The 14,121-nt window shown below is 38.4% G+C and carries 13 protein-coding genes; 4 read left to right on the top strand and 9 right to left on the bottom strand.

Going from position 1 to position 14,121, the window contains the following annotated elements:
- Positions 1-26 precede the first annotated feature (26 nt).
- Together carB and AAOP42_RS10315 are read left to right on the top strand one after the other, a co-directional pair.
- Positions 27-2,840, top strand: coding sequence for a carbamoyl-phosphate synthase large subunit (gene carB, locus AAOP42_RS10320; RefSeq protein ID WP_349528425.1), 2,814 nt, complete (start codon positions 27-29; stop codon positions 2,838-2,840).
- Between the two features lie 102 nt (positions 2,841-2,942).
- Positions 2,943-3,113, top strand: a complete 171-nt coding sequence (locus AAOP42_RS10315) for a hypothetical protein (protein WP_502947655.1) — start codon at positions 2,943-2,945, stop codon at positions 3,111-3,113.
- A 135-nt stretch (positions 3,114-3,248) separates the two neighbouring features.
- Here AAOP42_RS10315 and AAOP42_RS10310 read toward each other — a convergent pair whose 3' ends face one another.
- Together AAOP42_RS10310 and nadC are read right to left on the bottom strand one after the other, a co-directional pair.
- Positions 3,249-3,737 carry a YcxB family protein gene (locus tag AAOP42_RS10310; RefSeq protein ID WP_349528423.1) on the bottom strand — a complete coding sequence of 163 codons (489 nt, stop codon included), beginning with the start codon at positions 3,735-3,737 and terminating at the stop codon, positions 3,249-3,251.
- Positions 3,738-3,744: 7 nt separating this feature from the next.
- The gene (nadC, locus tag AAOP42_RS10305) at positions 3,745-4,605 is read right to left on the bottom strand and encodes a carboxylating nicotinate-nucleotide diphosphorylase (RefSeq protein ID WP_349528422.1); all 861 of its coding nucleotides are present in this window, start codon (positions 4,603-4,605) and stop codon (positions 3,745-3,747) included.
- Between the two features lie 187 nt (positions 4,606-4,792).
- Here nadC and ade point away from each other — a divergent pair, with 187 nt between their 5' ends.
- Together ade and AAOP42_RS10295 are read left to right on the top strand one after the other, a co-directional pair.
- Positions 4,793-6,418, top strand: coding sequence for an adenine deaminase (gene ade, locus AAOP42_RS10300; RefSeq protein ID WP_349528421.1), 1,626 nt, complete (start codon positions 4,793-4,795; stop codon positions 6,416-6,418).
- Between the two features lie 42 nt (positions 6,419-6,460).
- Positions 6,461-7,129: a tetratricopeptide repeat protein gene (locus tag AAOP42_RS10295; RefSeq protein ID WP_349528420.1), complete on the top strand. Its 669-nt coding sequence runs from the start codon at positions 6,461-6,463 to the stop codon at positions 7,127-7,129.
- Between the two features lies 1 nt (position 7,130).
- Here the strand turns inward: AAOP42_RS10295 and AAOP42_RS10290 are convergent, their stop codons facing one another.
- From AAOP42_RS10290 to AAOP42_RS10260, 7 genes are all read right to left on the bottom strand, one after another.
- On the bottom strand, positions 7,131-7,523 hold the full coding sequence (locus AAOP42_RS10290) for a gamma-glutamylcyclotransferase family protein (RefSeq protein ID WP_349528419.1): 393 nt from the start codon (positions 7,521-7,523) through the stop codon (positions 7,131-7,133).
- Positions 7,523-7,966: a GNAT family N-acetyltransferase gene (locus tag AAOP42_RS10285; RefSeq protein WP_349528418.1), complete on the bottom strand. Its 444-nt coding sequence runs from the start codon at positions 7,964-7,966 to the stop codon at positions 7,523-7,525. The genes AAOP42_RS10290 and AAOP42_RS10285 overlap by 1 nt, the downstream gene beginning before the upstream one ends.
- Positions 7,967-7,987: 21 nt before the next feature.
- Positions 7,988-9,265 carry a toxin-antitoxin system YwqK family antitoxin gene (locus AAOP42_RS10280; protein ID WP_349528417.1) on the bottom strand — a complete coding sequence of 426 codons (1,278 nt, stop codon included), beginning with the start codon at positions 9,263-9,265 and terminating at the stop codon, positions 7,988-7,990.
- Between the two features lie 17 nt (positions 9,266-9,282).
- Positions 9,283-10,293: a 3-oxoacyl-ACP synthase III family protein gene (locus tag AAOP42_RS10275; RefSeq protein ID WP_349528416.1), complete on the bottom strand. Its 1,011-nt coding sequence runs from the start codon at positions 10,291-10,293 to the stop codon at positions 9,283-9,285.
- Between the two features lie 46 nt (positions 10,294-10,339).
- Positions 10,340-12,304 carry an OmpA family protein gene (locus tag AAOP42_RS10270; protein ID WP_349528415.1) on the bottom strand — a complete coding sequence of 655 codons (1,965 nt, stop codon included), beginning with the start codon at positions 12,302-12,304 and terminating at the stop codon, positions 10,340-10,342.
- Between the two features lie 70 nt (positions 12,305-12,374).
- Positions 12,375-13,076: an SOS response-associated peptidase gene (locus AAOP42_RS10265; protein ID WP_349528414.1), complete on the bottom strand. Its 702-nt coding sequence runs from the start codon at positions 13,074-13,076 to the stop codon at positions 12,375-12,377.
- Positions 13,073-14,050 (bottom strand): YheT family hydrolase, encoded by a 978-nt coding sequence (locus AAOP42_RS10260; protein ID WP_349528413.1) that lies wholly within the window; start codon positions 14,048-14,050, stop codon positions 13,073-13,075. Before AAOP42_RS10260 ends, AAOP42_RS10265 begins: the two co-directional genes overlap by 4 nt.
- Positions 14,051-14,121: the final 71 nt, after the last annotated feature.

The raw sequence follows: 14,121 nt of genomic DNA, 5'->3' as shown, positions 1-14,121 counted from the left end.
TTTGCACCAATCCCCATAGCACTACTATGCCAAGAGACAATAGCATCAAGTCAGTTTTGATTATCGGTAGCGGGCCAATCGTCATTGGTCAGGCTTGTGAATTTGATTATGCAGGATCCCAAGCGGCCCGTTCACTTAGAGAGGAAGGTATCGAGGTTACCCTGATCAATTCCAATCCGGCTACCATCATGACTGATAGCGTAACAGCCGATAACATATACTTGAAACCCCTTACAAAACAATCCATAAGGGAAATTTTAGAAAAACACGATATTGATGCTGTCTTGCCTACTATGGGAGGACAAACTGCACTGAACCTGGCCATTGACTGTAATGCTGCCGGTATTTGGGAGAAATATGGAGTGAAGATGATAGGTGTCGATATAGGCGCTATTGAGACCACAGAAGATCGCGAGAAATTCAGGTTGAAAATGAATGAAATTGGAGTGAATGTCTGTAAAGGAGAAACTGCCACGTCATTTTTAACAGGAAAAGAAATCGCTCAGGAAATTGGATTTCCACTGGTTATCCGTCCTTCCTATACACTCGGTGGATACGGCGGAGGCTTTGTGAACACCCCTGAAGAATTTGACAATGCTTTGAACGCCGGATTGCAGGCATCCCCGATTCATGAAGTATTGGTGGAGCAAAGTATATTGGGATGGAAAGAATATGAGTTGGAGCTGCTGCGTGACAATATTGGTAACATTATTATCATTTGCTCGATAGAAAACTTTGATCCAATGGGTATTCATACGGGAGATTCCATTACAGTGGCTCCTGCTATGACATTGCCCGATACGGTGTACCAGAACATGAGGGATCTGGCAAAAAGAATGATGAACGCCATTGGTGAGTTTGCAGGAGGATGTAATGTCCAGTTTTCTGTTCATCCGGAAACTGACGAGATTGTTGGTATTGAGATAAACCCAAGGGTGTCCCGGTCTTCGGCATTGGCATCTAAAGCTACAGGATATCCGATTGCCAAAATAGCAGCGAAATTGGCTATTGGCTACAATCTTGATGAATTAAAAAATCAAATCACTAAGACCACTTCTGCGTTTTTTGAACCAGCATTGGACTATGTGATTGTAAAAATACCAAGATGGAATTTTGATAAATTTCCAGGTTCTGATCGCAAGCTTGGCCTTCAGATGAAATCCGTAGGCGAGGCAATGGGTATTGGAAGAAACTTCCAGGAGGCTCTGCAAAAAGCCTGTCAGTCACTTGAGATCAAAAGAAATGGACTTGGAGCAGATGGCAGAGAACTGAATGACCAGCAGGAAATCCTTTATAGTCTGGAAAATCCAAGTTGGAACAGATTATTCCATATATATGATGCGTTTAAAATGGGCATTCCATTTAAAACCATTAAAAAATTAACCAAAATTGATAATTGGTTCCTGCATCAGATTGAGGAATTGATTGTTTTGGAAAATGAAATTGAAAATTACTCTCTGGAATCATTGCCTAAGCATTTGCTGAAAACAGCCAAGGAAAAGGGTTATGCAGACAGGCAGATAGCACACTTGTTGAAATGCCTTGAAAGTGAGGTCTATACCAAAAGAAATGATTTTGGTATAAAAAGGGTGTACAAGCTGGTTGACACATGTGCCGCTGAGTTTGAAGCCCAAACACCTTATTATTACTCCTCATTTGATGATGAAAACGAGTCTGTGTCTTCAGACAAGAAGAAAATAATAGTACTGGGTTCCGGTCCTAACCGCATCGGGCAAGGAATTGAATTTGATTATTCTTGTGTGCATGGAGTATTGGCAGCCAAGGAATGCGGTTATGAAACTATCATGATCAATTGCAATCCTGAAACCGTTTCTACGGATTTTGACATTGCTGATAAACTGTATTTTGAGCCTGTATTCTGGGAGCATATTTATGATATCATCTTACATGAAAATCCTGTAGGTGTCATTGTGCAGTTGGGTGGACAGACAGCTCTGAAGCTTGCAGAGAAATTTACCAGATATGGTATCAAAGTAATTGGTACAAGTTACGAAGCACTTGACCTTGCAGAAGATCGGGGACGTTTTTCTGACCTGTTGAAAGAACTTAAAATTCCTTATCCTCCTTATGGAACTGTGGAAGATGCAGATCAGGCCATAGAATTATCAAAAGAAATTGGATTTCCTTTACTTGTTCGTCCTAGTTATGTGTTGGGAGGCCAGAGTATGAAAATTGTGATCAATGAGCAGGAAATGGAAGAGCATGTGGTAAATCTGATGAAGGACAAGCCAGATGGAAGGATTCTTTTGGATCATTTCCTTGAAGGAGCGATTGAAGCAGAAGCGGATGCCATTTGCGATGGAGAAGATGTATATATCATCGGAATCATGCAACATATAGAACCTGCCGGAATTCACTCCGGGGATTCTTATGCAGTACTTCCTCCTTATAATCTTGGAGATTTAGTAATGCGGCAAATCGAAGAATATACGATCAAAATTGCCAAGGCATTGGAAACGGTTGGTTTAATCAACATCCAATTTGCGATAAAAAATGACAAAGTGTACATCATTGAGGCAAATCCAAGGGCTTCTCGTACAGTGCCATTTATTTGCAAAGCCTATAGAGAACCTTATGTAAATTATGCCACCAAAGTGATGTTGGGTGAGAAAAAAGTAAAGGATTTTGATTTTAAGCCTTATAAAAGCGGTTATGCAATTAAAGAACCAGTGTTCTCTTTCCATAAATTTCCAAATGTGAATAAAGAACTCGGGCCTGAAATGAAATCAACAGGAGAAGCCATCTATTTTATAGATGACCTGATGGACGATTATTTCATGAAAATTTACAGTGAACGAAACTTATACCTGAGTAAATAGGTAAATGAAGGTATGTTTAAGCTTTTATTAATAATATTTCTAATCATATTTATCTTCGTTAAAGTCGGAGGCTTCATCATGCGGATGCTGTTTTCGGGTTTTGTGAAAAAATATCAAAATACGTCAGGTCAAAATCACAGGCAATCACAATATAAAAAACCTTCTGATGGAAATGTAAACATTGATTACATTCCATCGGAAGGCAAAAAAGGAAAGCCTTCCAATACGGATTTCAAAGGAGGCGATTTTGTGGACTATGAGGAGGTGAAGTAAGTACTGCTTAATACTTTACTTTTGCCTTTTGTGAACCATACAGGTATAAAGTTTCAACTTTTAGAAACTCTAAAACTGTATTGGCAGTAGGAAGTGAGCCAGGATTGGGGGATTAATTGTGCAATAATTTTGTCCTCAACGGGTTTGTTGCTCTTTTACAAGCCCTTTTCTTTTCAATATGGTTTCAATGAATTTCACTTCATTGTGTGAATTGAAAATTTTGAAAGGAAGGTGAATTAGTTGGGCTTTATTTACGATCAATACAAACGCATCTTTGCCAACAACGGCACGTTTGATGCTTTCCCACTTCATTGGCATTCCCCGTTTGGTATCCAGCTTGATCAAGATTTGCTGGCTGGTGATTTCATACGCTAGTTTTTCAAACATAAATTTACCTTGTTCCAACTGAGAGATGCCGGCAAACTGAATGAGCCAAAAAAGAACGTACAAAACCAAGGCGATAGAAGCACCAATAATCCACCACATATTTGGTATGATAAAATATCCGGCACATAGTGCCAGGTAGATCAATATAACCCACCACTGGTCTTTGATCAGGTTTTTAAATGCCAATCCTATGTAGGTCTTATTACTTAATTTGTACTTTCTGGTTTTTACTAACATCAATATTTTATTTTATGGCCTTCAAACTTAAATCCAAGCTCTGGTAAGAATGCGTAAGTGCTCCAACAGAGATATAATCCACACCGGTTTCTGCGATTTCCTTGATATTTTTTTCGGTAATTCCTCCGGATGCTTCTGTTTTGTATTTTTTATTTATGATCTTCAACGCTTCCTTCATCATAGAGGGCAACATATTGTCCAACATGATAACGTCCACACCACCAGTTTCCATCACTTCCTTTACCTCCCGGATGGTTCTGGTTTCTATTTCTATTTTCAAATCCTTGTTTAAATTCTTCAGGTATTTCTGAGTAGATTCAATAGCATTTTTGATTCCTCCTGCATAATCCACATGATTGTCTTTTAGCAATATCATGTCATATAATCCAAATCTGTGGTTTTCTCCCCCTCCGATTTTAACAGCCCATTTTTCACAAATTCTAAAATTTGGAGCAGTTTTTCTGGTGTCCAGCAACTGAGCTCCAGTGCCTTTGATCATTTCAGTCATTTTCCTGGTATAAGTAGCTATGCCACTCATTCGCTGCATGCAGTTCAACACCAATCGTTCACTGGTCAATATAGAGCGGGCTTTACCTCTGACAATAAAAGCAACGTCTCCCGATTTTACTTCCTTACCATCTTCTATCAGGATTTCGAGTTTCAAATCTTTATCTACCTTTTTGAAAATCATTTCTGCCAACTCTACTCCAGCCAGTATGCCTTCTCCTTTTACCAGTAATTTGGCCTGGTCTTCCAGCTTTTCGGGAATAGAAGAAAGTGACGTGTGATCACCGTCTCCAATGTCTTCTTTCAAGGCATTGTCAATAAATTTAGAAATTGCTGACTTGGTCAGGTAATCGATTTTCATTCCTTTTTTCTTTCTGCAAAAGTGTGATCTGATAAGCTTATGATTATATCAGAAACTTAATGAGGCGCAAAAATATATAAGTCGTTCATTTAATAGAAAGTAAACTTCTTTTTATATTAAACATTAAAGCCAACCTTCAAATAAATAGGAGTGAGAAAAGTCCCTGTGATTTGTTAATTTGCTTCTCATGAAAAAAATATCAGGTCAGTTAATCGATATTCTAAATAAGGAGGTTTATCCTGCGGAAGTCACTTTTGATAATACCCGAATCATTAGTATAGAAAAAGTGTCAATAGTTGATGATCAGTATCTATTGCCGGGTTTTGTAGATGCGCATGTACATGTGGAAAGCTCTATGTTGGTGCCTTCTGAGTTTGCCAGGCTGGCGGTAGTGCACGGTACGGTGGCTACTATATCCGATCCTCATGAGATTGGGAATGTATTGGGTGTGGAGGGTGTAGAATATATGATTAATAATGGCAATGAGGTCAACTTCAAATTCCATTTTGGAGCACCCTCATGCGTGCCTGCTACTACATTTGAAACAGCAGGAGCGGTGATTGATACAAGTGATGTCGAATATTTACTTAAAAAGCCTGAGGTGCATTATTTGGCAGAAATGATGAACTGGCCGGGAGTTTTGTTTAAGGACAAAGAAGTGTTCGAGAAAATCGATGTTGCGCAGAAGCTTGGCAAACCTGTCGATGGGCATGCACCGGGATTGAAAGGGGAGCAGGCAAGGGAATACATAGCTGCCGGGATCAGTACGGACCATGAGTGCTTTACTGCTGAGGAAGCTCTCGATAAGCTAAAGTATGGAATGAAAATACTTATCCGTGAGGGAAGTGCTGCCAAAAATTTCGAAGCGTTAATACCGCTTTTGGATGAACACTTTGAGAATATGATGTTTTGTTCGGATGATAAGCATCCTGATAACCTCGTAGAGGGGCATATCAATTTATTGGTGAAAAGGGCTTTGGCTAAAGACATTGATCTCTTTAAGGTGCTTCGGGCAGCTTGCGTCAACCCTGTTGAGCATTATAAAATGAATGTGGGTCTTTTGCAGACAGGTGATCCGGCAGATTTCATTGTGATTGATAATATTGCTGATTTCAATGTAAAGCAAACCTATATCAATGGTGAGTTGGTGGCTGAAAATGGCATTACCAGAATTGAGCGAATAGAAAATAAGATTGTCAACAATTTCAATACTTCCCCCAAGATTGTTGAAGATTTCGATGTAGAAATCACCAAAGCCAATGTACAAGTGATGGAAGCACTGGATGGCCAGTTGATTACCAATCTCAAGTTATTTCCCAGCGTATTAATTGACAATGAAAAGCAGACCAACATAGAAAATGATATTCTCAAAATAGCTGTGGTAAACCGATATGCTGATGCCCCGGTAGCGGTGGGGTATGTTCAAAATATTGGACTTAAAGAAGGAGCAATTGCTTCTTCGGTGGGGCATGATTCCCACAACATAGTCGTGGTTGGGGTGGATTCTGTGGCGATGTGTCAAGCTGTAAATTTGATCATTGCGCAAAAAGGAGGAGTTTCGGCAGTGGGGAACAATCATGAAATGATTCTTGGTCTTCCGGTAGTGGGAATTATGAGTGACAAAGATGGCTATGAGGTAGCCAAAGAATACAGTGCCATTGACCACTTTGCAAAGTTGCTGGGTTCTACACTCAACTCACCTTTTATGACCCTTTCATTTATGGCTTTGCTTGTGATTCCAAAAGCCAAGATGAGCGACCTGGGATTTTTTGACGGAGAGAAGTTTGAATTTATTGAGGTATTTTGTGATTGAGAAAGAGACATATTAAATGACCAATATTAAAATTAAGCTAAAATGAATTTAATAAAGAAGTTAAGCTGGGTACTGATTTTACTACTATGTGCCAAATACAATTTTTGCTTTTCGCAGAATGAAAATGAGATGCCTTCAAATGAATATATTGTATATGAAGAGGTGGATAGTTTGCCCACATATATTGATGGAGATATGAGTGACTTTTATGATTATTTGTATAAAAAGATAAAGTATACTGTTGGAGCAAGGTTCGGTTGTAAAATGGGCAGAATATATATCCATTTTATTATAAATCAGAATGGAGGTTTAGATAGTCTTTATGCATTAAATAGAATGGATTCGATATTAACAGCACGTTCATTGAAAGCAATTGAAATGACTTCTGGGAAATGGAATCCAGGAAAAGTCGAGGGTGTTACTGTTAATACAAGGATGATACTTCCTATTACATTTCAAAATCCTGATTGTCTTAAAAGGTACAGAAAAAAATTTAATATGGCGATTGAGTACTACGTGAAAAATGATTTCACAAAGGCTCTTACATACTTTCGATCCACGTATTTTATGAATCCATCAGATGAGATTCTATTGACCAAGATGGCAGAATGCTATTTGAAAATCAATAAACCAGATAGTGCTTGTTACTATTTATCAAACGCTTTGTTTGATGAAAATGCCCTAAAAATGCAAAGCCGTATTTGTAAGTAATTTATAAGAGATAGTTTTCCAAATGAACCTTTAGGAACTTCTCATAATCCCAACCCTCCATTTCAGCTAGTGAACGGTGGCTTTCTTTTAGAACATAAGCCCAAGACTTAATGATATTGCCAGTTGTGCTGGTTACTTCTACCAATGTCCGGTGGTATTCTTCTCCTTCAAAGCAGTCCAGACGATCAAGTGTTTCCTGACCAACTTTAGTTACCAGTCCTCTAACTTCCGAATCTTTTGATGGAATAATTCCCGGATAAGCCCTGTTTTGCAGGCTGTAAATTTTGAAATCGCTTAAAGTAGCGTTTTCCGCTACCAGAGGTTTGCCGGTTATGGCTTCATAAACCTCAGCGCACATGAGCGTGCCGTAAAAAAAGATATACTGTGTTGACATTACTTCATCATATATACATGCGGAATGCCATCTTCAATGTATTCCTCCTGAGTGCTGGTGAATCCAAGTGATTTGTAAAACCTTGTTAAATATGCCTGAGCACCAATTTTGACAGGGCAATCTGAGCCATATAGTTCGGAGATTTTCATCAGGCTTTCGGTTACTATTCTTTTGCCATAGCCTAGGTTTCTGAATCTGGGAGAGGTTGCAATGCGTCCGATAGAGGCATAACCATCAAAATAATCTCCGGGAGCGAATATTCTTGCACATGCTGCCAGTTCTGTTCTGAGGAACCCTAAGAGATGCATTGCTTTTTGATCGCAATCATCTAGGTCTAAATAAGCACAATTTTGTTCTACCACGAATACCTCAGACCTCAAACGCAAAACGGCATACAGCTCCTCATTTGTAAGTTGAGAAAAAGGCCTGAATACAATTTCCATTAGAGTGTATTTTATGAAAGGCTAATTGGAGTCAAAGTTTTTTGATCCGATCGGTTTACCTTTTCGGTTGTAGTATTTCCACACTCCTGTGCGGATATTATTTTCATAGTTTCCTTCAGATTCTATTTTTCCGTTACTGTGAAAGGTTACCCAATGTCCATTGGCATAGCCGTTGGCGTAAACCTCTTTTGACTTCAATTCTCCGGTTTCGTAGTAAGTGTTGCGAATACCGTTTCCTGATAAAAAGTTTCCTTTAGGCAATGTTTCACCTTTGATCGAAAAGTAGTCTCCAACGTCAATCAAGCGTCCCTGATCCCAGTTTTCATCCTGTAGAATTTGTTCATTTTCATAAAAATGTCCCCAGAGTCCGGATTTCTCATCGTTTTGAAAAGAGCCTATACTCTGCAATTTTCCTGATTCGTAATAGTAAATCCATTGGCCTTCCTTCAGTCCGTTTTTATATTCACCTTCAGATTGCAGTGCACCGGATTCGTGAAAGTATTTCCATATTCCTGATTTCAGGTCATTTTGATATTCTCCTATAGAATAGATGTTGCCATTGAGTGTCATGTTGATCCAAACACCCATTTTTTGTCCAAACTTGTAAAACCCTTCCACACTGAGTAATCCACTGTCGAAATATTCCTGATAGAGGCTGTCGAGCAAACCATTTTTATAGTAGTACTGGCGACCAATTACTTTGTTTTTGTAGTATTCTGTCCATTGTCCGTTTTCAGTACCGTAAGCATAGGACTCGATGCGTTGAAGCCTGGAAGATGGATAGTAGAATTCCCATTGCCCATGTGCCTGATCGTTTTTATACCTTTTAATATAATTTGGGATGCCATATTCAGAATATTCAATCCAGGTACTGTCTTTCAGGCCGGATTTGTAGTAGCCATGCAATCCCATAGCGCCTGTATTGTAGTATTCGATGTATTCTCCATCCAATACATTGTTTTTATATTCGGCTTCTGATACAATTACTTCGAAGGGATCGTAGCTTGTGTAGGTTCCATCCCTTTTGCCATTTCTAAGTCGGAGTATTTCTCTTATACGGCGATTTTCGTACCTAACCCAAATACTGTCCTGTACACCATGGTCGTAAAAACCCAAAGCCACCAGCTTATTGTATTGATCTTTAAAAACCCATTTACCATGTCTTTTATTGTCTAAAGAATCACCTGTTGCGATGATGCTGGAGTCATTTAGGTTCAGGTAAAAATCCTGAGCATACAATGAACTTGTAAATAATATTAAAGCAATGTGTAGTACAGATTTTTTGGCAGAGAGACGCATATAGTAAAACTAATCTTTTACCATCGAATCAATGCAGCTGCCCAGGTAAATCCGCTTCCAAAAGCAGCAAGACACAACAAATCTCCTTCTTTAATACGTCCCTCTGCTACCGCTTCACTCAATGCAATCGGAATGGATGCGGCAGTCGTGTTGCCATATTTTTGGATGTTGTTGAATATTTTACTGTCGGGCAAATTCATCTGTTTCTGGATAAATTGACTAATTCTTAAATTCGCCTGATGTGGTATTAGCATGTCAATTTCTTCTGGTTTGTAGCCGTTATGATTCAAGGCTTCCATAATCACTTGTTGAAATCTTACAACGGCATTTTTAAACACAAAGTTTCCATTCATATATGGATAATACCTGATATCTTCAGGGTCGTTTCTTTCGATAAAATTGGGCACCCAGTCGGTGGTGCTTGGTGAAATGAGAGAAAGTTCTTCAGCATGTTTTCCTTCTGAGTGCAAATGGGAGGAAAGTACTCCGGTTTTATTGTTGTCTATCGCTTGCATTACCACGGCTCCTGCACCATCTCCGAAAATCACTGAAACCCCACGGCCTCTTGTAGTCATATCCAGGCCACCACTATGTACTTCACTGCCTATTACCAGTACATTTGTATACATGCCTGTTTTAATAAACTGATCCGCAACAGACAGCCCATATATGAATCCGGAACATTGATTTCTAACATCAAGCGCACCAATTTCAGATTTCATACCCAATTGCTCTTGTACCAAAACTCCTGGGCCTGGGAAATAATAGTCAGGACTAAGTGTGGCAAATATGATAAAGTCTATGTCATCGGGCTGCAGGTTTGCATTTTTCAGAGCCATTTTGGCCGCTTTGGTGCCCATGGTTGATGTAGTGTCTTCACCACCTAGCACAATGTGCCTTCTTTCATGAATTCCGGTGCGTTCCACGATCCAATCATCGCTGGTTTCCATGACCGATTCCAGGTCTTTGTTTTTTACTACATTATCAGGCACATAGTGACCAGTACCTACTATTTTTGAGTTAAGCATTTGAATAATTTTTTAAAGCAATTTAAGAGAATTTGTATAAAAGTTACTACTCCAGTACAGCTACTTCTATTCTTCTGTTCAATTCTCTTCCGTTTTCTTCATCGTCATTTGAGGCAAGTGGTTTGGTTTCACCATAGCCTTTGGCGATCAGCCGTTTAGAATCTATTCCCTGTCTCACCAGATAAGCCACTATCGATTCGGCTCTTTTATGCGAGAGGGTCAAATTTTCTGAAGCCAATCCCTGATTGTCCGTATGACCTGAAATTTCAAATTTCAAAGTGGGATTTTGCTTCAATGCTTCTAATAATGCGTCAAGTCTTTCATTTCCTTCTGTAGGTAGCTGATAGTCATTTACGGCAAAATAGATGTTGCCTATCCGTGCTTTATTGCTTTTTCTAAACTTGCTTGATATTTCTTCTACCTGGGCGTATTTAGGATCTTTTTCTTCTACTTCCACTATTTCTGCGACCAATTCTTCTTTCTTCATTGGTAGCTTGAAATCGATATTGAAAATACCTGAACTTCCATTTGAATTCGGACTGGTGAAAGACTCGGAATGAATTAATTCCTGATGAAATCTGATTTCAACGGTAATTTCATCATCGGCTCCCAAAGTTACTTTGAACTGTCCTTTTTCATCCGACATTGACCGTACCAACAGGCCTGTACTTCTCTTCTGACTGAATTTTAGCTCGGCATTGCTTACTATCTCGCCTTTTCCGTCAAGTACCTTCCCTTCCACAAATACTTTATCGGCTTCATGGAAGAAAAATATGTCGTATCGCCCTTTTGACTCAAATCTGTTTGAAACAAAATAACCTGAGTTCAATTCTTCATCAATTTTAAATTGAATGTCGTCATCAGGGGTGTTTATCGGATATTTCAGCATTTCCGGTTCAGACCATGTATTTGTACTTTCATCTAATTCTGATTTGAAAATATCAAAACCTCCTATTGAGCCATGTCCTTTGGATGAAAAGTATAGCGTTTTTTCATCTTCAGATAAAAACGGATAGTCTTCATCCATATCTGAGTTGATCTTTGAAGTGATGTGTACTGGTGTACTCCATGTTCCGGTCGAAGGATCTTTTATTGATTGGAAGATATCAAGGTCTTTTGTGCCCGATTTTTTTCGATGAGCGAAGAGAATTCTGTTTTCTTTTTCATTGAGAAAGAAATGAGATTCTAACTTTGTGTCAGTAATTTTTTCATCAAATTCTACCAGTGAACTCCATTTGCCATTTGTCAGATGGCTGTAAAATAAATCCCCTCCACCTTTATCGGAGTAAACAAATAGCCGTCCGTCATTTCTTACTACTTCGATATTGGCATTTTCCAATTTATAAGTTCCAAGATTTGCCAATCTTCTGGCTGGAGTCCACTCACCACCATCTCTTTTGGATTCATAGATGTAAAATGTCTCACCTTTTGAGTTTTCACCATCTACAGGCCTGGACGACAGGAACAAAAGCTCTTCTTTTTCTCTGAAATATACAGGACTGGATTCATGAAAGTTTGAATTCACATTGCTATGCAAATGCTCCACTTCATAGTTGGCCGGAGAGTTATAGTATTCAAATATTTTTTCAGATTTATCTCTTAAATCTTTAATTTCCTGTATGATTTCTTTACTCTTATACTGTTTGGAATTGATAAACCTGTCCGCTGTTTCAATTGCTTTTTTAAAATTGTTTTGCTGGAAATATAGTTTGGCCATCCAGTAGTTGTAAAACTTATCCTTTCTACCCTGAGTTTTAGAAAACGATTCAAGTTTGGTTAGCGGTTTGTTTTTGGCTATTGTAAGTAGTGAGCATATTTCCAATCGATAGATGCCTGTTCCAAAATCAGAATCGATTGTCAGAATTTCTTCATAAGCTTCTCTCGCTTTGTCAAATTTTTCGGTGTAGAAGTACCCTTCCGCTTTGAATTTTTTCTTGTCTAAACTTTGGGACTGAGCCTGAAAACAAATGCCTATCAGCATGGGGATCACCCATTTAAAAAGTTTGTTCATAGTAATATAGTTTCAGCTGATAACGAACCAAAAATAAAAGGAATTAAATCAAAACCAAAAAAGTAATTTTTTATTCAAATAAAGTGTAATTCCCTTTTTGATCAATAGAAGGCTGAATATTGATCATTTCCGGAAAGTTGTAGTCGATGTTGTTGATGAATGGAGATACAGGGTGAAAGCTGATATTGTTAATAGAATCTAACGGTTTTATCATATTCAATAATTCATCTGATTGTAACCCTGGCTTCAACCATTCCTGTTCATTTTCTTTACTCAATATGGCGGGCATTTCATCTCCAAATTCTTTGATGCCTAATTTGTTTTCAGTAGTAATTATCTTGAAAGTATGCAACATTTTTCCGTCAAGGTCATCGTATTCTTCCCAAAGTCCCGCCATTCCAAAAAGGGCTTGGTCATTTAGTTTGAAATAATAAGGACGTTTACTCTTTTTTCCTACAGTTTTCCACAGGTAGAAGCCATTTGCAGGAATAATACATCTACGGCTTTGCAATGCTGCTTTCAGTGTAGCTTTTTTTAGCAGTTCTTCGATTGGGGCATTGATTAGTTTAGAAGAAATAGATTTTTTGTTAGACCATTTTTCTATAGTACCCCAATACACAAAAGAGAGCCCTTCTTTGGCAATATTTACGATTAGCGGAAGTTTTTTTGTGGGAGCTGCGTTATATTCTGCTTCGAGAGATTCTTCATTTTGGATGTTAAACCTTTTCGATATTTCCTCTGAAACCGAATATATAGTGTACCTGTCAATCATGATTTTTCCAATTCCTCGTTTACAAACTCCAATGCCCTTTGTTCAGACCAATACATGCCTGTTTCATTGTAAGAACTAAATCCTACATGTCCTCCTTGTTTAGGTGTTTCGAAAAATACTGTATCCAAATTTTCGAACAACGATGTATCCAAACAACTCGCTGACAAAAATGGATCATTTTGTGCATTTACCACTAAGGTCTTAATTTTTATCGAAGAAATAAAATTTCTGGAACTACATGATTGGTAATAGTCGTTGGCATCTTTAAAACCATGCAATGGAGCAGTAATCTCATTGTCAAAATCGTAGATAGAGCCTAAAGAATCGACGATATCTATATTGCCAAACCCCGCAAGGTCTCCGTTTTTGTCTTTCACTTTTTTCTTTAGCGACTTTAAAAATCTTCTGGAGTATAGAATGTTATGCGGCTGATCGATTTCATTTGAGCAGCCCGCTAAATCTAACGGAACGGAAAAGGTCACCGCTCCTTTTATCTGCTCAATATTCTGCGACTCAGGTTCGCCCAAATATTTAAGCGTCAAATTTCCTCCCAGACTAAACCCTATTAGTATTATTTTTTCATATTGTTTTTCCGTAGCATGACTTACAACGGATTGCAGGTCATAGGTGGCTCCACTGTGGTAAAAAACCTTCGTGTTATTTTTTTCTCCACTACAACCTCGGAAATTCCAGGCCAATACATCCCAATTGTCATTGGAAAAAGCTTTTGCCATACCTTTTATATAGGGACGTTGTGAATCCCCTTCTAATCCATGAGAGATAATGACCAACCTCTTAGCTCCGTTTTTGATCCAGTCTAAATCTAAAAAGTCGCCATCGGGAGTTGTTATTCTCTCCCTTTCATATTTAGATGCATTTTTTACATTTCGTAAGAGCCCCGGAACAATTGTTTCAATATGTCGATTGAACAGTAGTTTGGGTTTTTTATAAGAAGAGGTAGAGATTAAAGGCATTGAAATAATTTGAAAACCAGGATTAAACAGTATTCCGTATAATTCTTAATTAAAGAGTCAACTAATTTCGG

Source organism: Reichenbachiella sp. MALMAid0571, assembly GCF_040151475.1.
GTDB lineage: Bacteria > Bacteroidota > Bacteroidia > Cytophagales > Cyclobacteriaceae > CAXBNB01.
This window is presented reverse-complemented; position numbering and strand designations above follow the sequence as displayed.

What these genes read in the sequence shown, in the direction of transcription:
- carB (WP_349528425.1), top strand. Translation starts at nt 27, where the DNA reads ATGCCAAGAGACAATAGCATCAAGTCAGTTTTGATTATCGGTAGCGGG.
- AAOP42_RS10310 (WP_349528423.1), bottom strand. Translation starts at nt 3,737, where the DNA reads ATGTTAGTAAAAACCAGAAAGTACAAATTAAGTAATAAGACCTACATA.
- nadC (WP_349528422.1), bottom strand. Translation starts at nt 4,605, where the DNA reads ATGAAAATCGATTACCTGACCAAGTCAGCAATTTCTAAATTTATTGAC.
- ade (WP_349528421.1), top strand. Translation starts at nt 4,793, where the DNA reads ATGAAAAAAATATCAGGTCAGTTAATCGATATTCTAAATAAGGAGGTT.
- AAOP42_RS10295 (WP_349528420.1), top strand. Translation starts at nt 6,461, where the DNA reads ATGAATTTAATAAAGAAGTTAAGCTGGGTACTGATTTTACTACTATGT.
- AAOP42_RS10290 (WP_349528419.1), bottom strand. Translation starts at nt 7,523, where the DNA reads ATGTCAACACAGTATATCTTTTTTTACGGCACGCTCATGTGCGCTGAG.
- AAOP42_RS10285 (WP_349528418.1), bottom strand. Translation starts at nt 7,966, where the DNA reads ATGGAAATTGTATTCAGGCCTTTTTCTCAACTTACAAATGAGGAGCTG.
- AAOP42_RS10280 (WP_349528417.1), bottom strand. Translation starts at nt 9,265, where the DNA reads ATGCGTCTCTCTGCCAAAAAATCTGTACTACACATTGCTTTAATATTA.
- AAOP42_RS10275 (WP_349528416.1), bottom strand. Translation starts at nt 10,293, where the DNA reads ATGCTTAACTCAAAAATAGTAGGTACTGGTCACTATGTGCCTGATAAT.
- AAOP42_RS10270 (WP_349528415.1), bottom strand. Translation starts at nt 12,304, where the DNA reads ATGAACAAACTTTTTAAATGGGTGATCCCCATGCTGATAGGCATTTGT.
- AAOP42_RS10265 (WP_349528414.1), bottom strand. Translation starts at nt 13,076, where the DNA reads ATGATTGACAGGTACACTATATATTCGGTTTCAGAGGAAATATCGAAA.
- AAOP42_RS10260 (WP_349528413.1), bottom strand. Translation starts at nt 14,050, where the DNA reads ATGCCTTTAATCTCTACCTCTTCTTATAAAAAACCCAAACTACTGTTC.